This is a genomic window from Pantoea sp. B623, from assembly GCF_024814475.1.
GTDB lineage: Bacteria > Pseudomonadota > Gammaproteobacteria > Enterobacterales > Enterobacteriaceae > Pantoea > Pantoea ananatis.
This window is the reverse complement of sequence record NZ_JANUXM010000004.1, coordinates 3292741-3314958: the sequence shown is the minus strand read 5'-3', so window position 1 is coordinate 3314958 and position 22218 is coordinate 3292741. Positions and strand designations below refer to the sequence as shown.

At 50.5% G+C, this 22218-nt stretch carries 27 protein-coding genes; 9 read left to right on the top strand and 18 right to left on the bottom strand.

Annotated elements, in window-relative coordinates:
- Positions 1 to 35 precede the first annotated feature (35 nt).
- Positions 36 to 1802 (top strand): terminase ATPase subunit family protein, encoded by a 1767-nt coding sequence (locus NXS97_RS17340; protein WP_259232491.1) that lies wholly within the window; start codon positions 36 to 38, stop codon positions 1800 to 1802.
- Entirely contained in the window at positions 1802 to 2851 is a 1050-nt protein-coding gene (locus NXS97_RS17335; RefSeq protein WP_259232490.1) for a phage portal protein, read from the top strand. Before NXS97_RS17340 ends, NXS97_RS17335 begins: the two co-directional genes overlap by 1 nt.
- A gap of 37 nt (positions 2852 to 2888) precedes the next feature.
- Here the strand turns inward: NXS97_RS17335 and NXS97_RS17330 are convergent, their stop codons facing one another.
- A complete protein-coding gene (locus NXS97_RS17330; protein WP_259232487.1) occupies positions 2889 to 3188 on the bottom strand; it encodes a DUF1493 family protein in 300 nt (99 codons plus the stop codon).
- Positions 3182 to 3646, bottom strand: coding sequence for an STM2901 family protein (locus NXS97_RS17325; RefSeq protein WP_110957504.1), 465 nt, complete (start codon positions 3644 to 3646; stop codon positions 3182 to 3184). Before NXS97_RS17325 ends, NXS97_RS17330 begins: the two co-directional genes overlap by 7 nt.
- 457 nt (positions 3647 to 4103) lie before the next feature.
- Between NXS97_RS17325 and NXS97_RS17320 the strand changes: the two genes are divergently transcribed.
- Positions 4104 to 6062, top strand: coding sequence for an ATP-binding protein (locus NXS97_RS17320; RefSeq protein ID WP_259232484.1), 1959 nt, complete (start codon positions 4104 to 4106; stop codon positions 6060 to 6062).
- Between the two features lie 27 nt (positions 6063 to 6089).
- Here the strand turns inward: NXS97_RS17320 and NXS97_RS17315 are convergent, their stop codons facing one another.
- The 12 genes from NXS97_RS17315 to NXS97_RS17260 all read right to left on the bottom strand — a co-directional run bounded on the left by NXS97_RS17315 (position 6090) and on the right by NXS97_RS17260 (position 13956).
- Positions 6090 to 7136 (bottom strand): DNA cytosine methyltransferase, encoded by a 1047-nt coding sequence (locus NXS97_RS17315; protein WP_259232482.1) that lies wholly within the window; start codon positions 7134 to 7136, stop codon positions 6090 to 6092.
- Between the two features lie 210 nt (positions 7137 to 7346).
- Complete coding sequence (locus NXS97_RS17310; RefSeq protein WP_259232481.1) at positions 7347 to 7580, bottom strand: DinI family protein; 234 nt, start codon at positions 7578 to 7580, stop codon at positions 7347 to 7349.
- A gap of 15 nt (positions 7581 to 7595) precedes the next feature.
- Positions 7596 to 7784 (bottom strand): hypothetical protein, encoded by a 189-nt coding sequence (locus NXS97_RS17305; RefSeq protein ID WP_024471080.1) that lies wholly within the window; start codon positions 7782 to 7784, stop codon positions 7596 to 7598.
- Between the two features lie 105 nt (positions 7785 to 7889).
- Positions 7890 to 10157 carry a replication endonuclease gene (locus tag NXS97_RS17300; protein WP_259232480.1) on the bottom strand — a complete coding sequence of 756 codons (2268 nt, stop codon included), beginning with the start codon at positions 10155 to 10157 and terminating at the stop codon, positions 7890 to 7892.
- Positions 10154 to 11206, bottom strand: a complete 1053-nt coding sequence (locus tag NXS97_RS17295; protein WP_259232478.1) for a DNA cytosine methyltransferase — start codon at positions 11204 to 11206, stop codon at positions 10154 to 10156. Before NXS97_RS17295 ends, NXS97_RS17300 begins: the two co-directional genes overlap by 4 nt.
- Positions 11203 to 12039, bottom strand: a complete 837-nt coding sequence (locus tag NXS97_RS17290) for a DNA adenine methylase (protein ID WP_259232477.1) — start codon at positions 12037 to 12039, stop codon at positions 11203 to 11205. The genes NXS97_RS17295 and NXS97_RS17290 overlap by 4 nt, the downstream gene beginning before the upstream one ends.
- Positions 12036 to 12263 (bottom strand): TraR/DksA family transcriptional regulator, encoded by a 228-nt coding sequence (locus tag NXS97_RS17285; protein WP_105082951.1) that lies wholly within the window; start codon positions 12261 to 12263, stop codon positions 12036 to 12038. The genes NXS97_RS17290 and NXS97_RS17285 overlap by 4 nt, the downstream gene beginning before the upstream one ends.
- Positions 12263 to 12490 (bottom strand): DUF2732 domain-containing protein, encoded by a 228-nt coding sequence (locus NXS97_RS17280; RefSeq protein WP_259232473.1) that lies wholly within the window; start codon positions 12488 to 12490, stop codon positions 12263 to 12265. The genes NXS97_RS17285 and NXS97_RS17280 overlap by 1 nt, the downstream gene beginning before the upstream one ends.
- Positions 12491 to 12559: 69 nt before the next feature.
- Positions 12560 to 12943 carry a hypothetical protein gene (locus NXS97_RS17275; protein WP_088900479.1) on the bottom strand — a complete coding sequence of 128 codons (384 nt, stop codon included), beginning with the start codon at positions 12941 to 12943 and terminating at the stop codon, positions 12560 to 12562.
- Between the two features lies 1 nt (position 12944).
- A complete protein-coding gene (locus tag NXS97_RS17270; protein ID WP_029570557.1) occupies positions 12945 to 13124 on the bottom strand; it encodes a phage filamentation protein Fil family protein in 180 nt (59 codons plus the stop codon).
- A 10-nt stretch (positions 13125 to 13134) separates the two neighbouring features.
- The gene (locus NXS97_RS17265) at positions 13135 to 13644 is read right to left on the bottom strand and encodes a phage regulatory CII family protein (protein ID WP_259232471.1); all 510 of its coding nucleotides are present in this window, start codon (positions 13642 to 13644) and stop codon (positions 13135 to 13137) included.
- Between the two features lie 27 nt (positions 13645 to 13671).
- Positions 13672 to 13956, bottom strand: a complete 285-nt coding sequence (locus NXS97_RS17260) for a hypothetical protein (RefSeq protein ID WP_013027047.1) — start codon at positions 13954 to 13956, stop codon at positions 13672 to 13674.
- A gap of 136 nt (positions 13957 to 14092) precedes the next feature.
- On the opposite strand from NXS97_RS17260, the gene NXS97_RS17255 reads away from it, so the two are divergent.
- From NXS97_RS17255 to fldB, 3 genes are all read left to right on the top strand, one after another.
- Positions 14093 to 14656 carry a phage repressor protein CI gene (locus NXS97_RS17255; protein WP_259232470.1) on the top strand — a complete coding sequence of 188 codons (564 nt, stop codon included), beginning with the start codon at positions 14093 to 14095 and terminating at the stop codon, positions 14654 to 14656.
- A gap of 2 nt (positions 14657 to 14658) precedes the next feature.
- Positions 14659 to 15705 (top strand): tyrosine-type recombinase/integrase, encoded by a 1047-nt coding sequence (locus NXS97_RS17250; RefSeq protein ID WP_259232465.1) that lies wholly within the window; start codon positions 14659 to 14661, stop codon positions 15703 to 15705.
- A 70-nt stretch (positions 15706 to 15775) separates the two neighbouring features.
- A complete protein-coding gene (gene fldB / locus NXS97_RS17245; RefSeq protein ID WP_013027050.1) occupies positions 15776 to 16294 on the top strand; it encodes a flavodoxin FldB in 519 nt (172 codons plus the stop codon).
- Between the two features lie 138 nt (positions 16295 to 16432).
- On the opposite strand, the gene NXS97_RS17240 is transcribed toward fldB, so the two are convergent.
- Both NXS97_RS17240 and sdhE read right to left on the bottom strand, forming a co-directional pair.
- Positions 16433 to 16846 carry a protein YgfX gene (locus tag NXS97_RS17240; RefSeq protein ID WP_014594491.1) on the bottom strand — a complete coding sequence of 138 codons (414 nt, stop codon included), beginning with the start codon at positions 16844 to 16846 and terminating at the stop codon, positions 16433 to 16435.
- Entirely contained in the window at positions 16821 to 17087 is a 267-nt protein-coding gene (sdhE, locus tag NXS97_RS17235) for an FAD assembly factor SdhE (RefSeq protein WP_014605131.1), read from the bottom strand. The genes NXS97_RS17240 and sdhE overlap by 26 nt, the downstream gene beginning before the upstream one ends.
- Positions 17088 to 17311: 224 nt before the next feature.
- Between sdhE and ygfZ the strand changes: the two genes are divergently transcribed.
- The gene (gene ygfZ / locus NXS97_RS17230) at positions 17312 to 18298 is read left to right on the top strand and encodes a tRNA-modifying protein YgfZ (protein ID WP_112900415.1); all 987 of its coding nucleotides are present in this window, start codon (positions 17312 to 17314) and stop codon (positions 18296 to 18298) included.
- A 34-nt stretch (positions 18299 to 18332) separates the two neighbouring features.
- On the opposite strand, the gene NXS97_RS17225 is transcribed toward ygfZ, so the two are convergent.
- Complete coding sequence (locus NXS97_RS17225; RefSeq protein WP_014605129.1) at positions 18333 to 18986, bottom strand: hemolysin III family protein; 654 nt, start codon at positions 18984 to 18986, stop codon at positions 18333 to 18335.
- 163 nt (positions 18987 to 19149) lie between these two features.
- Between NXS97_RS17225 and NXS97_RS17220 the strand changes: the two genes are divergently transcribed.
- Together NXS97_RS17220 and NXS97_RS17215 are read left to right on the top strand one after the other, a co-directional pair.
- Complete coding sequence (locus NXS97_RS17220; protein WP_014594495.1) at positions 19150 to 19869, top strand: MurR/RpiR family transcriptional regulator; 720 nt, start codon at positions 19150 to 19152, stop codon at positions 19867 to 19869.
- Between the two features lie 114 nt (positions 19870 to 19983).
- Positions 19984 to 21411: a 6-phospho-beta-glucosidase gene (locus tag NXS97_RS17215; RefSeq protein WP_014594496.1), complete on the top strand. Its 1428-nt coding sequence runs from the start codon at positions 19984 to 19986 to the stop codon at positions 21409 to 21411.
- 34 nt (positions 21412 to 21445) lie between these two features.
- On the opposite strand, the gene NXS97_RS17210 is transcribed toward NXS97_RS17215, so the two are convergent.
- Complete coding sequence (locus tag NXS97_RS17210) at positions 21446 to 22189, bottom strand: SDR family oxidoreductase (protein WP_015699595.1); 744 nt, start codon at positions 22187 to 22189, stop codon at positions 21446 to 21448.
- Positions 22190 to 22218 lie beyond the last annotated feature (29 nt).

The window sequence follows — 22218 nt, the reverse complement described above, 5'->3', positions numbered from 1 at the left end:
CGGAAAAGGAAACGGGCGGGCCGTATTTTGGGGCCATGACAACGACAATCGCCCCCGCAGACCTCGATCCCCGCAGACAGGCTTTGCTGCTGTACTTTCAGGGATACCGCATCGCCCGCATTGCTGAAATGCTGGGAGAGAAACCCGCAACCGTTCACAGCTGGAAGAAGCGCGACAGGTGGGGCGACTATGGCCCGCTTGACCAGATGCAGCTCACCACCGCCGCGCGCTACTGTCAGCTGGTCATGAAAGAGGTGAAGGAAGGAAAGGACTACAAAGAAATTGACCTGCTGGCCCGGCAGTCAGAGCGCCATGCGCGCATCGGGAAATTTAACAACGGCGGCAATGAGGCAGATTTAAACCCCAACGTCGAAAACCGTAACAGAGGCCCGCGCAAACCGCCTGAAAAAAACGTATTCAGCGATGCGCAGATCGAAAAGCTGCAGGACATCTTTCACAGCACGATGTTCGGCTACCAGCGTCAGTGGTGGGAAGCGGGCAATAAATACGCCGTCCGCAACCTGCTGAAATCGCGCCAGATCGGGGCGACGTTCTTTTTTGCCCGTGAGGCGCTGATCGATGCGCTCACCACCGGGCGCAACCAGATTTTTCTGTCGGCCAGTAAGGCGCAGGCGCACGTATTCAAGCAGTACATTGTGGAGTTTGCCCGCGAGGCCGACGTAGACCTGAAAGGCGACCCGATGACGCTGGCTAACGGCGCGTGCCTGTACTTCCTCGGCACCAACGCCCGCACCGCGCAGAGTTATCACGGCAACCTGTACCTGGACGAATATTTCTGGATACCGAAATTTCAGGAACTGCAGAAAGTCGCCTCCGGCATGGCGCTGCACAAAAAATGGCGCGAAACCTACTTTTCCACGCCTTCCAGCCTCACGCACAGCGCCTATCCGTTCTGGTCTGGCGCACAGTTCAATAAGGGCCGCGCCAAAGCCGACAGGGTTGATATTGATTTAAGTCACGCGTCGCTTGCCGCCGGCCGCCTGTGTGCCGACGGCCAGTTCCGCCAGATAGTGACCGTCGAGGATGCCGTGCGCGGCGGCTGTGACCTGTTCGATCTGGAGCAGCTGCGAACACGCTACAGCCCTGAAGACTATCAAAACCTGCTGATGTGCGTGTTTATGGATGACCTCGCCTCGGTGTTCCAGCTTGCCATGCTGCAGAAATGCATGGTGGACAGCTGGGAAGTGTGGGACGACTTCGAAGCGCTGGCGCTGCGCCCGTTCGGCTGGAAAGAGGTCTGGATTGGGTACGATCCGGCGAAAGGCACACAGAACGGCGACAGCGCGGGCTGCGTGGTGATTGCCCCGCCAGCTGTGCCGGGCGGTAAGTTCCGCATACTTGAGCGTCACCAGTGGCGAGGGATGGATTTCCGCGCGCAGGCTGATGCCATTAAAACCCTTACGCAGCAGTACAACGTGACCTATATCGGCATCGACTCGACCGGCGTCGGCCTGGGCGTCTATGAGAACGTGAAAGCCTTCTTCCCGCAGGTAAAAGAGTTTGTTTATAACCCGACGGTGAAAAATGCCCTGGTCTTAAAAGCCTACGACACCATCAGCAGCGGGCGAATGGAGTTTGACGCCAGCCATCTCGATATCGCGCAGTCGTTTATGTCCATCCGCAAGGCCACCACGGCCAGCGGCAACCGTCCTACCTATGAAACCAGCCGCAGCGAGGAAGTCAGCCACGGCGATTTAGCCTGGGCGACCATGCACGCGCTAGCAAATGAGCCGCTGCAGGGACAGGCGGCACACACGCAGAACATTGTGGAGATGTATTAATGAGCAGACGCAGAAACCGCACGCGCACGCAGCCCGTGCAGCAGCCGGAACAGATGACCAGCACAGCCACTTCGGAGGCGTTTACGTTTGGCGACCCGATCCCGGTACTCGACCGGCGCGAACTGCTGGACTACGTGGAATGCGTCATCAATGACCGCTGGTATGAACCGCCCGTAAGCGTTGACGGGCTGGCGCGCACGTTCCGCGCCGCCGTGCATCACAGCTCACCCATCAGCGTGAAATGCAACATTCTGGCGAGTACCTTTATCCCGCACCCGCTTTTGAGCCAGCAGGCTTTTACCCGCTTTGCGATGGATTACCTGGTCTTTGCCAACGCGTACCTGGAGAAACGCACCAGCCGCCTCGGCAGCACGCTGAAGCTTGAGCCATCCCTTGCCAAATACACGCGGCGCGGGCTTGACCTGGACACCTACTGGTATGCGCACTACGGACTTAATACCGAGCCGTATGAGTTTACAAAGGGCAGCGTGTTTCACCTGATGGAGCCGGACATTAATCAGGAAATCTACGGCGTGCCGGGCTACCTGTCGGCTGTCCCGTCCGCGCTGCTGAATGAGTCGGCAACCCTGTTCCGCCGCAAGTATTATATTAACGGCAGTCATGCGGGCTTTATCATGTACATGACCGACCCGGCGCAGAGCCAGCAGGACGTTGACAACATCCGCAGCGCCATGAAAAGCGCAAAAGGGCCTGGTAATTTCCGCAACCTGTTTATGTACAGTCCGAACGGGAAGAAAGACGGCATTCAGATCATCCCGCTGTCAGAGGTGGCGGCCAAAGATGAGTTTCTGAATATCAAAAACGTGTCACGCGATGACATGCTGGCCGTGCATCGCGTGCCGCCGCAGCTGATGGGGATAATCCCTAACAATACAGGCGGGTTCGGGGATATTGAAAAGGCCAGCCGCGTATTTGTGCGTAATGAACTCATCCCGTTACAGGCACGCATGAAAGAATTAAATGACTGGCTCGGCCAGGAGGTTATCAGGTTTTTGCCTTACAACCTCGATCTGGAAGATGGCAACTGATATACGTTAAAGACAAAGCGCCTGCGGGCGCTTTTTTTTATTTATCCACCCATTGTCCGGCGCGCGCTGAATCAATCAGCAGCTGAATAGTCAGCGGCTTTTCCGCTTTGCCGTTATCTGCCGGAAAATAACGTCCGAAATTTATTTCACCTGGATTGATGGAAAACTTATCAGCAAACTCTTGAATTAAATCATAAGCGTCTATCGGGTCCATTCTAAAATCTTCGTTAAGGTCAGTGTCGTGCTTTAACTTATACCGCTTAAAGGTAAATATGCTCGGTGCGTTGTAAGTCTCAACGAGATCAAACACGGCTTTTTCTGTTTCGTCCCTTACCATAACCTGTCCTCTTTACTGACAATTCGGTTATATCTTACTGTTGCCTCGTAGCTTATCTGCGCCACATCAGCGGCCAGAACTACCCAGCCTAAAACGGGTATTGCACGGCCCGTAAAAGTTGCCAGCTTGTGAGTCATCAACATCTTAATTCTTAACGGGTTACCGGGCACTGGCGAATGAATGAACGTTGGCAGTCTGAAAGGCAGATGAATATTTTTCAGTAACCTTCGTGAATATTGAGACGCATAGCTTGTGCCTGGCGTTGCGTCACCGGGTTTACCTCTGACTGCAATCTGGTTACTACCTGCATAAACCGCAGCTCCGGCTATAACATCCTTTGCCCCCGTAAAATGCTCAGCTGTTACATCAACCATAATCCAGAAAAAAAGCTCACCGGCAGACAGGTTCGAAAGTCCGCCATAAAAATACGTTCCGTTAAGTTGTTCGGTTGTATCCATACCCACACCCAGCAGTTACCAACATGATTAAACTTTAACCGCAACGGCTTTGAATTTCCAGCACCCTGCCATTGCGCCTGTAACGCATCATGTCGCACCTGTGCCCTTACCCGTCGCAGGGGGGCAGCTGAAACCCCATCTCGCGGCGGCGGGGCGGAAATCGGGGCGAATGGTGATGGCCTAAACGTCGTGGCGCGCGCTCGTAGCCCCGCCACGCCTGCGCGCTTTATGTAGTGGTTTTCATGCACCTGCATGACATACAAAAAAGCCCGCCAGTATTGGCGGGCCAGAGGATAAACGATCCTTTTGGGATCATGCGAATTCATGCAGCATAGACATGCACTCTCCTGCATAACCTTTTGTTCCTGTCCAGATACAAATTCCTTGCTTGCCTTTCATTCAATACGTTAATGTTTCCTAACACAATGACGGTGAAACCACAAAGCAAGGAATTCCCATGTCTAATTTTGAGATAAAAATTGACCTAAACGTATTGAATCATCTTGGAATGAGTTTGTATTCAAATACCCCTGCAGTTTTGACAGAAATAATTTCTAATGCATGGGATGCTGATGCGAAGAATGTTGATATTACTTTGGACGTTGAAAAAGGAGAGGTAATTATATGTGATGACGGACATGGAATGTCTCGGGATGATATCGTTAATAAATTTCTAAAAGTTGGATACGCGCGTAGAGAGCATGGCCGTTCAAAAAGTGACAAATTAAGTAGACAGGTCATGGGAAGAAAAGGAATCGGCAAGTTAGCAATGTTTTCACTTGCCAGTAAAATTCAGGTTATATCACATAAAGTTGGCGAAGAACCCCAAGCTTTTGAGGTTGACGTCGAAGAATTACAAAAGTGCATACGCAGTGCAAATAACTATGTTGCAACATCAATTGATGTTCCTGCTGGCTTTCAAACAGGGACAACCATTAAATTACTAGACTTAAAAAAATCAATAGAAAGAACTCAAACCTACCTCAGAAAGAGAATTGCAAGACGTTTTAGCATCATTGGACCAAATCATGACTTCCAAGTAAGAATAAATGGAACTGAAATTTCACCTGAAGATAGAGATTTTTTGTCAGATTTAGAGTTCTTATGGGAGTTTGGTAAGTCCGATGATTCACGAGTAAGATCGTGTACTAACCTTATTCAGAGGAATATTTTAGATGACTCAATTAGCTTTGCTGGCAAAGATTACAAAATCACTGGTTATATCGGAAGTGTTGAAAAACCATCTCAATTAAAAAAAGACCCAGAAATCTCGAACAACACAATAACCGTGATTTCTAATGGCCGAGTATTTGAAGAAGATATTCTACTTGAGTTTGGAAGCGCTAAGGTTTTCACAAACTACCTAGTAGGTGAAATTGTTGCTGATTTTTTAGATGACAATGAGCAACCTGATATGGCGACTTCTTCTCGCCAAAAACTTCAACAGAATGACCCTCGTTATCCGGTGCTCAAAGGTTTTCTAGAGCGCACTCTTAGTCGTATTGACAAGGACTGGGATAACTGGCGAAGAGCTAAAGGTGTAGATGATGTTAAAAAAACCTCGCCTGCTGTTAAAGAATGGCTTGAATCACTGGGTAAGCAAGAAAGAGAAAGTGCTGAAAAACTCTTGGGTAAAGTGAATACATTTAGATTTTCAGGAAATGAAGAAACACAAGATGCTGCTCGTAAAACGGTTTTAAAAAATACAGTGCTTGCTTTTGAAAGGCTAAGAATTCAAGATAATCTTGACGCTCTTGATAAGATCAGCGATTTAAATTCAGAAAGTTTCAAAGAGGTCTTTGCTTCTGTAAATGATATTGAAGCTAGTATGTTTTATGAAATAACATCCCAAAGACTCAAGGTTATCGAAAAGTTCCAAAAAATCACTAACGAAAACGAACTCGAGAGAGCGGTGCAAACATATCTATATGACCATCTTTGGCTTTTAGACCCATCATGGGAAAGAGTTACCGGCACTACAGTAATGGAACAAACGTTAACAAATGAACTCAAACAAATAAATCCCGAAGCTACAAGTGGTGCTCGTATTGATATTGCTTACAAGACCATATCAGGTAAGCACGTAATCATTGAAATGAAAAGACCAAAGGTTAAGCCAGAAATAACGACACTTGTTATACAAGGTCGAAAATATGTTGAGGCTACTAGTCAATGGTTTGTTAATAATCCACAGTCTTGCCCTGGTGGTAAAATCCCACATATAGATGTGATTTTTCTTTTAGGATCAGGCTACGGAGCCATAGACCAACATTTTGTTAATATGCAACTTCTTTCAATCAACGGAAAGGTATTGACCTATAGCGATTTAATTACGCAATCTAAACAGGCCTATTCAGAATATCAAAACAAGAAAAACGACGCAGCGCGCATAATGAAAATCGTAGAAGGGATATAGTATTAAGGCGGCATAACCGCCTTAAATTTATTTATACTGACTTAAGTGGGCCAAAATGCTTTGGCCTACTACTTCACCTAATCTAACTGGTACCGCATTTCCGATTAGTCTTGCAACGCTTTTCATTTCAACTTTCAATTCTGCTGGCCAAAAATCGTAGTCAACAGGGAATGATTGCAACAATGCGGCTTCCCTTAAACTAATAGCTCTATCCTGCTCAGGATGACCAAACCGACCATTGCCAAATCCAGTGCACTGAGTTGTTATCGTTGAACCTAACTTATCCCAACTCATTCGCCCATATACTGCAGTAAATGTCGATCCAGATTCCTTTTGATGGCATTTAGCCCTCAAGTTGGAAGGCCAATCTTTCCACGTTCCGCCTGGCTTAGAAGCCTTAATTCTTTTTATATTAATTTCACTTAAGCTCGATGAACAATGTAGCGGATCAGATTTATAAGTCTCACCAGCCTTTATAGCTGGTAAGCCACCTATTACATCCTTAAGCGTTACATAACTATTCTTATTATGAGTTGGAGGAAGTAACTTGATTTCACCTAATTTTGAAGCAAGTAAGACTAACCGAGATCTTGTTTGTGCCATACCATAATCTGGACAATATACGACACCAAACCAAACATAATAGTTATCAGATTTTAGGGTTTCGACAAAATCCATGAAAACTTGGTGCTTTACCAACAATGGAACATTTTCCATTGTTACTATATCAGGTTTAGTTATAGCAATTTGTTTTGCGAAACTATATAAAAGCGACCATCTTTTGTCTTCCGTACGAACAACACCTTGCTTGGCACTGTTGGTATAGCTTGAAAAAGGCTGGCAAGGTGCACAACCTGCTAAGACTTTGACTTCAGCTCCATGAAAATGTTTTGATATTTCAAATTCGTCAAGATCTGTGACGCTTTTTTGTACAAATAATGCTTTATTGTTTTTTTCATAGGCATAACGGCACGTGGCATCAATATCATACCCAGCAACGACATTTAAGCCAGCCTGCTGTAAGCCATGAGTTAATCCACCTGCTCCACAAAAAAGATCCACCACTTTTATCAAAATTAGCCCTCCTCAAAATCCGGCGTGATTGTAGCATCCTTTCTCGCTAGCATCGAGGTTAAGTTGACTATGATTGATTAAAATTCAACCTAAAATTAAGCTATTAACTTGAAGCTCTAACGTTGGAATTGAAAAGTCTTTAACACCTCGCACGGCTCGTTGTTCAACCTCGCCAGCGCCAAAACCCAGTTTTTGACGCTGGCGCGGTTATCAGTGCTGCCAGCTGTCTTCTTCCCAGACGGCTTGTAAAATTTCCATTACGCTTTTTTTATCTTCATCCAGCTTTAAGCCTGACAGCTCAACGCCGCTCGCACTGCCTTTGCGGATTCGGATAGCCATTTTTGGATACTGAGGTTGTAGATTTTTTATGATTTCTGACTCAAGCGCCTCAATAGTTTCCTGGCTGACCTTTTGCTGTTTGTCGATCATGATTTCAATGCGCATCCCCTCCCCCCTTTCTTACTCTGAAACTTCAATCGAACGGGCGTATTCGTGACTCCTGACCTTTTTCATTAGCTCGTCGGTCAGTTCAGACACCCACTGGATCGCCAGACTCTTTTCATCTTCACTGCAATCACTTGATGCAACCAATTTAAGAAACAAATCAATACGTTGCAATTTCAAAGACTCAAAAAAATAATCCTGCATAACTTTTACTCCCTTTCAAACAACTGTACATAAACACAGTATATTAGGGAAATCCGAAAGTGAAATGTTTTTTTACTTTCTGCCTTACTTTTTGTGCGCTTCGCTTTACGCTTTATGCAAGTTGGCCGCCTTAGACCTTTCAGCAAGGCTATTGAAACGTCTAAGTATTTCGTCTTTGCGTGAATTGTCATCTTTATTCCTAAATGGCCGCACTAAGTCGCCGTAGCAGGTGCTGCGGAACATTTTTCCTGCGATTTCTGTCTGTGTGCCACCTATCAGGCGCACGGCCAGACCGCGACTGATAGTTTCGCCGCTTAAATCTCTGACCTGACCGATCACGTTGTCGCACGCTGTCTCGATTTTGTCTGGCCGCCTCAGCACTAAGTGTTTTTTATCTGGTTTTTCACCCCTCAGTCGGGCCAGCAGCCGTCGCCGTTCTTTACGGCTCATCCTTTTAAGATCGATTTCTTCCACACTTTCCGGCGGGTTTGAATCCTCAGATCTCAAACGCCCCGTACAGTTATTGACAGAACTCCGAGAGGGCGCGGGCGCGCCCTGCAGGTCAAAATCAAAATCAACGGCACGTTTCGGAACAATCTTCCACTGTGCCAGACGGGTTAAAATCGGAGTGTCTGCGCCAACCTCAGTTGCGTAGACGCCCTTAATACGCACGGTTTCCTCACCATATTCATTCAGCTCATCGCCCGACTGATACCATGTGCGCACGGCCAGCTCATCACGACGCACGAACGGGCCGCCCTGCGCGTTAACGTATGCCGCCCAGTCACCCACGTCTGCCGCGTCATGCGCAGCGGCAAACTCCACGCTGAGGCCGTGGGCGGTTTCGGTGTCATCCATGCGGCGCAGCTCTCGGTATACCGTGACCGGCGCACCGCCGATAAACTGAAACTGTCGGATGTGCCAGCGGGCCGCCCATGCAGAAACGGCGGGTGCGGTTTCTTTCAGCTCTTTGCCGCTTTCGTCGTCCAGCTCGCCATCCAGCGCGTAACCGTCGATATTCTTGGAAATGTATTTAGCCACATAGCCCGTAGCGCTGCCCTTATCCGGATCGATAGCCTCGGCATGAAAGCGCGCCTTACGGGCTTCATCCGTGGTCAGCTCGTTGCTGTCCTGCTGAAAGGCATAGTCACGGATTGTCTGGCGCACCTGATCCGCATCTTCGGGACGCATAAACATCAGCATGTGCCAGTGTGGCGTTGCGTCGTGGTGAGGTTCGGCAACGCGAATGCCAAAGATTCGAATGTCATCACGGTGCAGCTTTGCGCGGATGCGCTGCCAGACGCTGCAAAGGTAACGCTGCGTGTCTGCGGGGCTGGCACCATTCCACTTGCGGTTGCGATGGCCGGTTTTGATTGTGGCGTGATAGCGTGACGGCGCGGTCAGCGTGTAAAACTCGCCGACATAGCCCAGCTCATTACAGATATTTTCAAAGCCGCGAATGCGGGTCATCAGCTCACAGCGACGGATGGCCGGATTAGCCACGCTGCCGTCGTATTTTTCAATCAGGCTGATACGGTTGCCGTCCTCGTCTTCCAGTTCCATGCCCTTTAAAAACTCACGGGTGCGGCGTTTCTGCTCCCGCCATTCTGAAACGGTCATTCTGCTGGCGTAAGGCGTGTGTTTTTTGCTTACGTTAGCCAGGGCAATCTGCAGGTGTTCCCGCCATGAGGCTGCCACGCGGCGCAGTCGGCCTGTCCACCATTTTTCTGTCTGCATACGCAGCACGGCGGGTGTGACTTCTTCGGGATCAAAGAAACGGGACGTCACCTTATCCCACAGTGGCGGCGTCTGATTAAATTCACGGGTGATGGCCGCCGCTGTCATGTAGACGCGGTGCGTGTATTTATAATCTGACTCATCAGCTGCCTGCGCGTGTGCCTGCAACAGCTCGGCCAGAATGAAACTGGCAATATCACCGGCCAGCAAATCCACATCGGCACGCGACATATCAGCCAGGCGGTTAAAGCGCCTCATCAGCTCCCACAGCTGGCCGCCGGCAAGCGCCGCGCCATTCTCTTTAGGGGCATTCTGCGTCAACAGGTTAAAGGTGCTGGCGTCCATAGTCTTAACCCGGTACTGCTCATTAACGCATTCAACACGCGGCAATGTGCGCTCGACGAAAGTTTTCGTTAAGTACGCATTGGCGCGGGCAATGCCCTGTGATTTTTCCAGCTCATTGACGCGACGCTTAACGTCAATCTGGATCAGCGTCGGCTGTTGCTCAAGCAGCTCCTGCGCACGCACTAAAGCCGCAATCATCTGACTGCGGCTGTGCATTTCCTCATAGGTGGGATAAGGGCTGGCGATGGCTTCCCGTGGCGCATTCCACGGGTAAGCATACTGCTCAATCATGCGAGCACCTCAACCGATGCCGCCATAAATGCGGTAATGAACTCAGCAGCAACCTGCGGGACTATCGCGTTACCGTAACCGCGCAGGCGTCCCACTCTGGCGGGAATCCCATTAGCCAGCGGGAATGTGCCGGATTCAACTGGCCGGAACTTTCCATCCCTGCATCCGAGCCAGTCAGCATTTGACCAGAAGCGGTCATCCTTATTGGCCCCATTGCAAGGATCACAACATCCTGTAAGTTCTGCTGGCGCCCCGCAGCTTTCCTTGCAATGACCTTCTGCGGATCCCGATAGCCGTTTACAGTCCCGTTCTGAGCGCACGGGCTGGGCCACGGTGAAAGGCCCTGCTCGGTTGCATAATCCAGCCTGGCAAATGTCCGATCCCTGCCATCCTTGCGAATCACCGTTTTCCCGCTGCCTTTGTAGTCCACCGTCGCAGTGGTGGGCCATGCTGCCATTTTTACCAGCTGCGGCAGGCTGCTGCCCGTCATGCCCGTTGTTATCCCTGTGCCGCCGCGCGTGCCGTCCGATGCTGCTGGCGTGGTCCATGAGTGCGGCTCCAAAGAAAAGTCGATCTCTCTTGTGCGGTGCGCCGACGCTACACGCTGGCAATACGGCCGCCCCGCAGGTGTAGTTTTCATTTTCCAGCTCAAGGCATAAATCATCGAGCCAGTGCTTGCCAATTGCCGCTGCAACCTGTTCGCCAAACAGAACTGCAGGGCGGCACTGTGCAACGAGGCGCATAAAGGTTGGGGCAAGGTGTCGCTCATCAAGCTGGCCGAGTTGCTTTCCGGCGGTGCTGAATGGCTGGCAGGGTGGTGAACCTGTCCAGCAAGGGAAAGAGTCTGGCACGGAGGAGAGCCGAAGCGCGTAGCTCCATCCGCCAACACCTGCGAAGAAATGGCACTGAGTGAAGCCTTTGAGATCTGATGGTGTGACATCTGTAATACTCCGGTCATCAACGACGCCGGGCGCAATCAGGCCAGCATCAATAAGTTTACGCAGCCACTGCGCTGCAAAAGGATCAAACTCGTTGTAATAGGCGGTCATATGGCCGCCTCATCTGCAGCCATATCCACCCCAACCCAGACAGCGGCAGGACGACGAACGGCGATAATTTCTGCCGCGCTTTTGCCGTCACCTGCGGCCACGCCAACCGCGCGGGCAGCCCTGACGCTGGTCAGCTCGTAGGCATTAAAAAGCGTGCGCGTAAAGTCGGTATCGCTGTTTGAAGCGATGACCGGGCAGCGCTCTGACACGCTGGTTAACATGCTGGCTAAGTCCTGCTGCGCGGCCTTATCAAATCCGCCTGCGTGGTAGTCGCTAAACGTGCCGTCATAGGGCGGATCGCAGTAAACGACGTCGCCGGTCTGAATCATGCTCAGCGTCTCGCGAAAATCCGCACAGACAAACGTTGCACGGTGGGCTTTGGCTGCGAAAGTTTCAATTTCTTCCAGGGGGAAATAAGGTTCAGAATAGTTTCCGTAAGGGATATTAAATTCACTCTTACGGTTATAACGACAAAGGCCACGGTAGCCGTGGCGGTTCAGGTAGAGGAAATGTGCGGCGCGCTCAAGCAGAGGTAAAGCCGGGTCATGATTAAACGCTTCGCGAATGCGGTAATATTCCTCTGCCCTTTTGTTTTGGGTAAACAGGCTCAGCGCCACCACAATAAAGGGGCGGGTGTGGTCTTTAATCTGGCGGTAAAGATTAATCAGGTCGGGATTAACGTCAGCCACCAAATAAGCCGGGTAATCCGTTGCCATCATCACCGCGCAGGAACCGGCGAACGGCTCGACGAGGCGCAGCCCCTGCGGCAGATGATTAAGCAGCTCAGGCATGAGGCGGGTTTTGTTGCCCGCCCACTTGAGGATCGTACTCATACGGCACCGCCTTTGTAATGGGCGCTTTTCAGCTCGTTGATTTGCTGGCAGGTAACGCAGTGGGTGACGCCCTGGACGGCGCGGCGGCGGGCTTCCGGTATCGCCTCATCGCAAGCCTCGCAAAAGAACTCACCAGCCCCGGCGGGCTGGCGACGTGCGTTAGCGAGATTGCGCTGCAGTTCTTCCTCAACGCGTGCCTGGACTAAATCCATTGAATCGGCCATTAGTGCAGCTCCCGTGCCTGATGCTCAAAACGCTCTGCCTCTTTACCCAGCAGCTCAATGATTTCCGGCGCGGTCATTTCGTTTTTACGGAAATGAATGATCAGCGCCGCAATGCGGACTGACACGGCCAGCGCATCATCACTGCGCTGCTCGTTTTTAGCCTTGCTCAGCAGTGCATTTAGCGCGTCTGCGTCGGCTTCAAAATTACGGGTTTCGGTATTTCTCATTTTTAAATCTCCAGATTCAGGGCAAAAGAATGCCCGGCGGGTTTACGCCATTAATTTTTTGAGTCTTATTTACTCAGGTAAAAAACAGTCTGCGGTAGAAAACTGTCGGGGTAATATTTTTCCCCAGCGCGCCATTTTGTTCATTGCCATGATGATTAATTCGCGGCGGTATTCGTCGAAGTATTCAAACGGCTTTCCGATTTCCTCCTGTGAAAATGTTTTAGGATTTTCGCGGTTAGCCAGGGTTAACACGCAAAATTTAAACTCGTCATTCTGATGGTTGAAATAACGCAGTGACGGGTTAGCGTTATTGTCACGCTGCTGCCGCCAGCTTTTCCGAAACTCATCAAACGACATTTTGTTAACAGCATCAGCACGATTGCCCGTTGAATGAGTTTTGGCAAAAGATGCCGGGCCTTGCTGTGCGGTTGTGTTACCTGTTACTCGCTGCATGTTACCCCCTGAATAAACGCGCCATGAAACCGGCGGGTTTGCGTTTGCTGGTCAGCCCCTGCAGCAGTTGCTTTTGGATGTTGCATGGATGCCAGGGTTTGCCGTTCTCACCCATGATCCAGCCGTTGCCGTAAGCTACTGACGGGCTTTGACGCTTAAGACGTGATGCCAGAGAAATCATTATCAGTCCCTCAGCTCAGGCCAATAGATGCGCCGAGTCCGCTGATAGCGTCAACGGTGGAGGCCATCGTAGGATTAGAATGAATGCGGGCCTGTACTGCTATTGCTGCGAGGCTAAGACAGCGAATGCCGGTATTAACGCTTTGCATCAGGTTACGGCGGCAAGAGGTGCTCAACGCATCGTGACGCATCGCACCGGCTGCCAGTTGCCCCACTTCAGCCGTTGCCTTTAATACATAGGCTGTCAGCTTTTCTTCGGCGTGTTCGTTCACCGGTACACAAGGCAAACACTGTAGCTGTGCCAGTGCTCCATCCACTAAAGTTGCATCTTCGGTCAGGTCAGTAAGCGAGAGCATTTCTTTAACGGTCAACTCGTGCGGCTGTTCAGGGTTTAGCTTGTTGCGCAGAGTCTGTACGTTCATTCCTGCAGCCTGTGCCATTTCTTTTATGTTGTGAGACAGGGCAAACCGGCGGCAGGCCTCGTCAAAGTGGTTATGTGTGGATACTCGAAAATCAAACATGTAATCACCCTTCCCTGTTCGATAATGTTATTGAGTACTTTTTAGCGAGTTTCGCTGAATGGATTTGGAGACTTTCGCAGCGCTTGCTTGTGATTCCTCATAAGAACGGATCGCATCAGCGCTAAGAGCAACCAAGTTGATGAGAACTTTTTCACGCTTGCCCTCTTTAGCAAGGCGATGACGAAAAGGAGAAAGGCGGCCATCGTTCAGCATCACATCAATGGTTGCTAAGTCGAGTCCGGTTGCTTCGCTGTAGCGCTCCTTAGTCATGTGGGGAACCAAGAGCGTGATTGAAATGTTGTTTTGCATCATGCAATACTCACAATGTTTGCCTAATAATTTCTAATTAAGCCTAATTAGACCTAATGAGAACCCGAATTCGCACCTCGAGGTCAATTTAGATCCTAAATGGGTACTTGTCAAAACAATTTGAACCCAAAAGAGAACTATGAACTTTAATACTGGCGGTCAGCAAGTTGTGCATCGTCTCCTTGAGGCTTACGGCTTCAAGACGCGGCAAGCCTTATGCGACAAGCTCGGCGTGTCTAAAAGCACTATGGCATCAAGGTACATGCGAGACATTTTTCCTGCCGATTGGGTGATACAGGCCTCTATCGAAACTGGCATCAATGTTGAATGGCTGTCATTCGGCAGCGGCCCAAAGTTCGCAAATGAAAACAAAGAAGCAAAAAAAGTCTCCAGTTTCATTCTGCAAGATGGGGAGTTGAGCGCCGGGGATATGCTTTTCTTTGATGAGGCACTCTATCCAACTCACCTGAATTCACCTGCCATCCTGTTTGTAGGAGCAGGCCGCTACTTAGTCGATCAGGATAATGCGGAAATCTGTGACGGTATGTGGCTAATTAAGATCGATGGTACAGCTTCAATCAGGGATGTAATGCGGCTGCCTCAGCAAAAGGTAAGGATCACAAATGAGGCTGGTAGCTTCGACTGCCACGTATCTGATGTTGAATTCATGGCCTATGTTTCTCTGGTCATGCACAAAGGCTAACAATGAGCGTCAGGAAACTGTCATCAGGTAAATGGCTATGTGAATGCTATCCACAAGGCCGTGATAAAAAAAGAATCAGGAAGACTTTCCCCACGAAAGGGGAAGCTGTTTCTTATGAGCAATTCCTGATGAATGAGGTTGCTAATCGCCCCTGGATTATTGAGAAAACAGATAAAAGGTCTCTGCTTGAATTGGCTGAACTATGGTATGACCTGCACGGCCAATCCCTCAGTTCCGGCCTAATGGTTTTCAGAAAATTGAAACTCATAATCAACGCACTAGGGAACCCGAGAGCGTTGGATTTTTCAGCCAATGACTTTGCTCACTACAGAAAAAAAAGGCTTTCAGGTGAAATTTACCTTGATAAGCGGTTTCCTTACGCAGCCTCAAACACAACTCTGAATATGGATCAGGCTCACATGAATTCCATGTTCAGTGAACTTGTCCGCCTGGGGGAGTGGTCAGCCCCTAATCCTCTTGAAAAACTTAGAAAGCTGACAACCACAGAACGTGAAATGGCATGGCTTGATAGTGAACAAATATCTAGCCTTCTGCTTATCACGGAATCAGAGCCTGATTTAAATAGGATTGTGCGCGTTTGTCTTTCTACAGGCGCTCGCTGGAGTGAAGCGCAGAACCTTCGCAAATCTCAGCTCAGCCCCAATAAAATCACCTTTACCAATACCAAGAGTAAAAGAAATCGCACCGTTCCCATTACAAAAGATTTTTACAAAGAGTTGAGCAGTATCAAGCAAGAAAATCTCTTTGGTGATTGTCACTACAACTTTCTGAGAGCCATCAAAAATGCAGGGATTGAGTTACCCAAGGGACAAATGACTCACGTTCTAAGGCACTCTTTTTCTGCACACTTTATGATGAACGGCGGCAACATTTTGGTGTTACAAAAAATCCTCGGTCATCACGATATAAGTATGACCATGAGGTACGCGCACTTTGCGCCAGAGCACCTAGAAACAGCCATCAAATTCAACCCTGTAGAAATGATCAGAAATGGCGACAAAGTGGCGACAAAGGATAACAGTCATTAATGCTTATTAGTGTTCATTAGGTATTTAAGCTCATGATTTTAATGAAAACACTTAATTTTAAAGAGATAAAATGAAAATAGGTCTTTTTTACGGTTCCAGTACCTGTTACACCGAAATCGTAGCGGAGAAAATTCGGGATTTTATTGGCGACGAGCTGGTGACGTTGCACAACGTGAAAGATGACGATCCGCGTCTGATGGAAGACTATGATCTGTTGATTTTGGGGATTCCCACCTGGGACTTTGGCGAGCTGCAGGAGGACTGGGAAGCTATCTGGCCCCAGTTGCCGACGCTCAATTTGCGCAACAAGATCGTGGCGCTGTACGGCATGGGCGACCAGATTGGCTACGGTGAGTGGTTTCTGGATGCTTTAGGCATGCTGCATGAACTGCTCCAGCCGATGGGGGTGCAGTTTGTGGGCTACTGGCCGCTGGACGGCTATGACTTTACCAGCCCCAAACCGCTGAGTGCCGACGGCAAGCAATTTGTCGGACTGGCGCTGGATGACGTCAATCAGTTTGAAGCCACGGATGAGCGCGTTGAGCAGTGGTGCGAGCAGATTCTGACAGAAACCGCCGAGCGGCTTTAAGCCGCGCGCTAAAACGCAATCCTGAAATCCTGGCAAAGGACGCGCCGTCGATACGACTGTATTTGGAAAGCCTGACCTGGAAAAGCGTGTTCTGAAATCGGCACGCTTTCTCGTGATGCGCTGTTCCGGGCACGCTATTTAGCGCCTTGCGGTTTCGCTGAAACAGCATGACCGCAAGGCGCGCCACGCCTCTGGCTGCATGTTGTCCTGCATCAGCCAGAGCCGTAAGGTCTTGCCCTTGCGGTTTCGTGCGACCAGCAACACCGCGCCTGGCAACCAGTACAACGGCTGCTGCGTTTGCCAGTCTTCTCCCTGCCAGTGCCACTCACGATTGCTGTCGCGCCGTAACCGTCCATGCCGTTGACGCAAGCGGCGATCCTGTTTCCATCCTTCCCACAGCACCACCACGACCAGCCCGGGCTTTATCATCCACTCTGCCGCAGGCAGTTCCATGATGCCAACGCCTGCTATCGTTACTGACAGCGTCAGTGCGAGGATCAGGCGTGCGCGCAAAGAGGGATGAAGTTTACATTGCCACCGGACCGCGTTCACGATTACGCTGCTGAATCAGCTTCACCATGCGTTTCAGCTCGGGATCGGCAGGCTCACCGTGGTTCATCATCCAGTTGAAAAGATCGGGATCGTCACTTTTCAGCAGTGCGATAAACACCTGCTTATCGGTATCATTTAACGTGTCATATTCGTACTTAAAGAACGGCATAATAGCGACATCCAGTTCCAGCATGCCACGACGGCAGGCCCATTGAACGCGCGATTTATTATGAATATCCATGCATTCGTTTCCACATTTCACATCGTGGCAGCTAGTTTACCCTGGATTACTGCTGGCTGCAGGTTCACAAACCGACCCTGTGCAACGCGCCGCAGACTCAGGCTTTTTTTACACATCGGCACGCGTTTTGTGCGCCCTCTTTAGTAAACAGGTTGCATTGCCAGTGTGCTCTTTTACCATTGAAGACATTGTTTCGGATGAACCTTCAGACTCAGGATTTATCGATGCCAACATTTACGCTTCCCCCACGCCAACCTGCGGCCTCATCACGTCTGCCGCTCACGTTAATGTCTCTGGATGCCTGGGCACTGGTTGCCGTGGTCGGCCCTGACAGCACGTCCTATTTACAAGGCCAGTTGACCCTGGATGTGGCGGCACTGGATGCCTCTCATCACCTGCCTGCCGCCCACTGTGACGCCAAAGGCAAGATGTGGAGCAACCTGCGCCTGTTTCATCGCGCTGAGGGTTATGCCTATTTGGTGCGTCGTGAGTTGCGAGACACTCAGCTGCCGGAGTTAAAAAAATACGCCGTATTTTCTAAAGTTACCCTGACCGCGGATGACGATGTCGCACTGCTGGGCGTGGCGGGTTTCCAGGCCCGTGCGGCGCTGGCCAATGTTTTTGACACGCTGCCTGACAGCACCACCCCGGTGGTACAGCAGGGCGACACCACGCTGCTGTGGTTTGCCCATCCAGCAGAACGCTTTCTGCTGGTCACGTCGCCCGCCCAGGCCGATGCCCTGAAGCAGACGCTGGCAGACGATGCGCAGTTCAATGACAGCACCCAGTGGCTGGCCCTGGACATCGAAGCCGGAATTCCGGTTATTGACGCAGCCACCAGCGCGCAGTTTATTCCCCAGGCCGCAAACATGCAGGCGCTGGACGCGATTAGCTTTAAAAAGGGCTGCTATACCGGCCAGGAGATGGTGGCCAGAGCCAAATACCGGGGCGCGAATAAACGGGCGCTCTACTGGCTGTCAGGACAAGCCAGCCACCTGCCCGCCGCCAACGATTCCCTGGAGCTGCAGATGGGCGAGCGCTGGCGTCGCACGGGCACCGTTCTTGCTGCGGTGCAACTGGACGACGGCGTCATCTGGGTGCAGGTGGTCATGAACAACGATCTGGAGTCGGATAGCGTATTACGGGTTGAAGGCGATGAAGGCGGTAAGCTGATGATTCAGCCCTTGCCTTACTCGCTGGAAGAAAGCTGAGTTCAGGGGCGGGACCACGTCCCGCCCTGTGACGTTACATAACGTAGAAGTAGATGGCGCAGAAATGGCAAACACAACCGCCTAAAACAAACGCGTGCCAGATAGCATGGTTAAACGGCACCCGACGCGCGACATAAAAAATCACGCCCAGGGAATAGATAATGCCCCCCGACGCCAGCAGCCAGATGCCCCCCGCCGACAGTTTCATCGCCAGCTGATAGACCACAATCAGCGACAACCATCCCATGCAGAGATAGGTCACCAGCGACAGTACCTTAAAGCGTTCGGCAATCGTCAGCTTAAAAATAATGCCCAACAGTGCCAGGCCCCATATGACCGCCATCAGCCCATAGGCGAGAGGCGACTGCAGACCGACCATCAGAAACGGCGTGTAGGTGCCAGCAATTAACAGGTAGATTGCGCAGTGATCCACTTTTTTCAGTACGCGCTTCGCACGTGGGTGGCTGACGGCGTGGTAAAGCGTTGAGGCCAGAAACAGCAGAATCATACTGCCGCCATAGAGGCTGGAGCTGACAATGGCGGTCAGCCCGGCATTCATGACCGATGCCTTATCGAGCAGCAGCATTAACCCTACAATGCCGAACAGACAACCCAGTCCATGACTAATACTGTTGGCAATTTCCTCTGCCAATGGATAACCCTGCGTCGGCAAACTTTTGTGACTCATAACATTCCTGCCTGAAAGTGATAACAACTGCAGATTTATCGTCCAACAGATTACCCAGAAAAACTTTCGGTGTACAAGTGTAAGCTTAAAATAATTATTGCGGTCACCTCCCCTTCGAATTCTGTTAAAATGCGGGCCAGTTAATTGCCGGGTGAGCTTTTCCATGTTCTCGCATCACGATCTTGCTACCCTGAACGATCTTGAAATGCAGGTTTATCAGTACATTATCAAACATCGTGACAGCGTCAGTTACATGACCATTCGCGAGCTGGCTGAACAGGCTGCGGTATCGACCACGACGGTATTACGCTTCTGTCGCAAGATGCAGTGTGAAGGATGGTCAGAATTCCGTATCCGACTGCGTCTGGCCAGGGAACAAACCGCGCCTGCGCTGCCTGTCTCCGGCATCGCAGATATGCTGAGTTTTTTTAAAAGCATCAATAATGATGAGTTTGAGCAGGTCATACATCGGGCTGTGGGGATGATTAATCAGGCTGAGCGGGTGTTTTTTATTGGTGTCGGCACATCGGGCAGCTTGGGGAAATACGGGGCACGTTTTTTTTCGAACGTAGGCAAATTCAGCCACGCGATCGACGATCCCTATTATCCGATCAGTCCGAGTTTATATGAAAATGCCCTGGCCATTATTCTTTCTGTCTCCGGCGAAACGGAAGAGGTGCTGCGCATCGCCAGTCAGTTCAACCTGAATCAGTGTAAAATCATCGCCATCACGAATAGTGAAACCTGCTCGCTGGCAAAAATGAGCGACTTTACGGTGTCCTATCATGTACCGGTGATACGTATGCCCGACCAGAGCGATATTACGACCCAGGTGCCTGTCATGTATATTATCGAGTCACTGGGTCGGCAACTGGGTAAATAAAACAAAGCGTTTTTTAGCTGTAACAAATCCCTTTTTCGTGGCGGTGTTATAGCGTGACATTATTAAGTGCTTTGCTACACTCACCCCAATTTAATCCTCAGGGGAGAGTGCATAATGAGCTTACCAAAAACGTTTCTGTGGGGCGGCGCGGTCGCGGCTCATCAGGTAGAGGGCGGCTGGGATCAGGGCGGTAAGGGCATCAGTATTGCTGATGTACTGACCGGCGGCGCTCATGGCGTGGACCGCGTCATCACCGACGGCGTCCAGCCAGGAAAATTCTATCCAAATCATCAGGCTGTTGAATTTTATTCTCATTACAAACAGGATATCGCGCTGTTTGCTGAGATGGGATTTAAATGCTTCCGTACCTCAATTGCCTGGACCCGTATTTTCCCTAACGGCGATGAACCGCAACCCAATGAAGCCGGCCTGCAATTCTATGACGACCTGTTTGATGAATTGCTTAAATACGGTATTGAGCCGGTTATTACTCTCTCCCATTTTGAAATGCCCTATCACCTGGTAAAAGAATACGGTGGCTGGCACAATCGTAAGGTTGTCGATTTCTTTGTGCGCTTTAGTGAAGTTGTGCTGAAGCGTTATAAGAATAAAGTGAAATACTGGATGACCTTTAACGAAATTAACAACCAGCGTAACTGGCAATATCCGCTGTTTGGTTACTGCTGCTCAGGCGTTATTTTCACGGAACATGAAAAACCTGAACAGGCGATGTATCAGGTCATGCATCATCAGTTTGTTGCCAGCGCCAAAGTCGTGAAGCTGGGCCACGAGATCAACCCGGAGTTTAAGATTGGCTGCATGATCGCCATGGTGCCGGTTTACCCCTTCTCCTGCCATCCGGATGACGTCATGCTCGCTCAGGAAGCGATGCATCAACGCTATGTCTTTAGCGACGTGCAGATGCGCGGTTACTACCCGGCTTACGCCCTGAAAGAGTGGGCGCGCAAAGGCTATCATATCGACATGGAGCCTGAAGACGCTGAAACCCTGCGCAATGGCTGTGCCGATTATGTGGGCTTCAGTTATTACATGAGTACAGCCGTTCAGACCCGCGCCAGTGGCGTTGATGATCCTATTACCGGCTTCGAAGGCACGGTGAAAAATCCGCACGTTAAAGCCTCAGACTGGGGCTGGCAGATCGATCCTGTTGGTCTGCGGTATGTTCTTAATGATGTGTATGAACGCTATCAGAAACCCCTGTTTATTGTTGAAAACGGTTTTGGCGCCATCGACAAACCGAATGCGCAGGGCGTGATAGAGGATGATTACCGCATTGATTATCTGGCCGCGCATATTGAAGAGATGAAAAAAGCCGTCATTCATGACGGGGTGGATCTCATGGGGTACACGCCCTGGGGCTGTATCGACTGCGTGTCTTTCACTACCGGTCAGTACAACAAGCGTTACGGTTTTATTCACGTGAATAAAAACGATGACGGCAGCGGAGACTTCTCGCGCTCCAGGAAAAAGAGTTTTGCCTGGTATCAACAGGTCATCGCCAGCAATGGTGAAAAGCTGTAAGTCGTTTGCCGCAGCGCCCTGCTGCGGCATCATTCTAGCGCCCGCCGGCGGCATCGATAATGCTGCCCGTAATGTAAGAAGCGGCATCGCTGGCTAACCAGACAACGGCTTCTGCAATTTCTTCGGCATAGCCGCCGCGCCCCATTGGTATGCCGCTGGCCAGCCGGTCGACTCTACCCGGCTCGCCTCCGTCCGCATGCATCTCGGTGTAGATCATCCCCGGACGTACGCCATTGACCCGAATTCCCTGCTGGGCCACTTCCAGCGACAGGCCTTTGGTCATCGTGTCCATTGCGCCTTTCGATGCCGCATAGTCGACATATTCGTTTGGCGACCCCGTACGGGCAGCTGCAGACGAGACATTGACGATGCTGCCGCCCTGACCGCCATGATGGGTGCCCATGCGCCGGACGGCTTCACGACAGCAAAGAAATGCGCCAAGCACGTTCGTGGCAAAAACCTGCTGAATACGCGAGGCATCCAGTTGCTCAAGGCGACATTGTTGGAACAGAATGCCGGCGTTATTCACCAGCAGCGTGAGCGGCAGATCTTCCTGATCCAGCCGTTGAAACAGCGACATCACCTGTGTTTCATCGCTGATATCGGCCTGAACGCTAAAGGCCTCACCGCCGTTACGTACAATCTCATCTACAACCTGATGGGCTTCACTGGCACGTGAACGGAAATTGACCGCCACCCGGTAGCCTCGGGATGCCAGTAAGAGGGACGTCGCGCGACCAATGCCGCGACTGCCGCCGGTAACGAGTGCGAGCTGCATACAAACCTCCATAAAAAAAGGGCCGGAAA

Excerpts from the sequence above, each read along its gene's own strand:
- NXS97_RS17340 (WP_259232491.1), top strand. The coding sequence starts at position 36 with ATGACAACGACAATCGCCCCCGCAGACCTCGATCCCCGCAGACAGGCT.
- NXS97_RS17335 (WP_259232490.1), top strand. The coding sequence starts at position 1,802 with ATGAGCAGACGCAGAAACCGCACGCGCACGCAGCCCGTGCAGCAGCCG.
- NXS97_RS17330 (WP_259232487.1), bottom strand. The coding sequence starts at position 3,188 with ATGGTAAGGGACGAAACAGAAAAAGCCGTGTTTGATCTCGTTGAGACT.
- NXS97_RS17325 (WP_110957504.1), bottom strand. The coding sequence starts at position 3,646 with ATGGATACAACCGAACAACTTAACGGAACGTATTTTTATGGCGGACTT.
- NXS97_RS17320 (WP_259232484.1), top strand. The coding sequence starts at position 4,104 with ATGTCTAATTTTGAGATAAAAATTGACCTAAACGTATTGAATCATCTT.
- NXS97_RS17310 (WP_259232481.1), bottom strand. The coding sequence starts at position 7,580 with ATGCGCATTGAAATCATGATCGACAAACAGCAAAAGGTCAGCCAGGAA.
- NXS97_RS17305 (WP_024471080.1), bottom strand. The coding sequence starts at position 7,784 with ATGCAGGATTATTTTTTTGAGTCTTTGAAATTGCAACGTATTGATTTG.
- NXS97_RS17300 (WP_259232480.1), bottom strand. The coding sequence starts at position 10,157 with ATGATTGAGCAGTATGCTTACCCGTGGAATGCGCCACGGGAAGCCATC.
- NXS97_RS17295 (WP_259232478.1), bottom strand. The coding sequence starts at position 11,206 with ATGACCGCCTATTACAACGAGTTTGATCCTTTTGCAGCGCAGTGGCTG.
- NXS97_RS17290 (WP_259232477.1), bottom strand. The coding sequence starts at position 12,039 with ATGAGTACGATCCTCAAGTGGGCGGGCAACAAAACCCGCCTCATGCCT.
- NXS97_RS17285 (WP_105082951.1), bottom strand. The coding sequence starts at position 12,263 with ATGGCCGATTCAATGGATTTAGTCCAGGCACGCGTTGAGGAAGAACTG.
- NXS97_RS17280 (WP_259232473.1), bottom strand. The coding sequence starts at position 12,490 with ATGAGAAATACCGAAACCCGTAATTTTGAAGCCGACGCAGACGCGCTA.
- NXS97_RS17275 (WP_088900479.1), bottom strand. The coding sequence starts at position 12,943 with ATGCAGCGAGTAACAGGTAACACAACCGCACAGCAAGGCCCGGCATCT.
- NXS97_RS17270 (WP_029570557.1), bottom strand. The coding sequence starts at position 13,124 with ATGATTTCTCTGGCATCACGTCTTAAGCGTCAAAGCCCGTCAGTAGCT.
- NXS97_RS17265 (WP_259232471.1), bottom strand. The coding sequence starts at position 13,644 with ATGTTTGATTTTCGAGTATCCACACATAACCACTTTGACGAGGCCTGC.
- NXS97_RS17260 (WP_013027047.1), bottom strand. The coding sequence starts at position 13,956 with ATGATGCAAAACAACATTTCAATCACGCTCTTGGTTCCCCACATGACT.
- NXS97_RS17255 (WP_259232470.1), top strand. The coding sequence starts at position 14,093 with ATGAACTTTAATACTGGCGGTCAGCAAGTTGTGCATCGTCTCCTTGAG.
- NXS97_RS17250 (WP_259232465.1), top strand. The coding sequence starts at position 14,659 with ATGAGCGTCAGGAAACTGTCATCAGGTAAATGGCTATGTGAATGCTAT.
- fldB (WP_013027050.1), top strand. The coding sequence starts at position 15,776 with ATGAAAATAGGTCTTTTTTACGGTTCCAGTACCTGTTACACCGAAATC.
- sdhE (WP_014605131.1), bottom strand. The coding sequence starts at position 17,087 with ATGGATATTCATAATAAATCGCGCGTTCAATGGGCCTGCCGTCGTGGC.
- ygfZ (WP_112900415.1), top strand. The coding sequence starts at position 17,312 with ATGCCAACATTTACGCTTCCCCCACGCCAACCTGCGGCCTCATCACGT.
- NXS97_RS17225 (WP_014605129.1), bottom strand. The coding sequence starts at position 18,986 with ATGAGTCACAAAAGTTTGCCGACGCAGGGTTATCCATTGGCAGAGGAA.
- NXS97_RS17220 (WP_014594495.1), top strand. The coding sequence starts at position 19,150 with ATGTTCTCGCATCACGATCTTGCTACCCTGAACGATCTTGAAATGCAG.
- NXS97_RS17215 (WP_014594496.1), top strand. The coding sequence starts at position 19,984 with ATGAGCTTACCAAAAACGTTTCTGTGGGGCGGCGCGGTCGCGGCTCAT.
- NXS97_RS17210 (WP_015699595.1), bottom strand. The coding sequence starts at position 22,189 with ATGCAGCTCGCACTCGTTACCGGCGGCAGTCGCGGCATTGGTCGCGCG.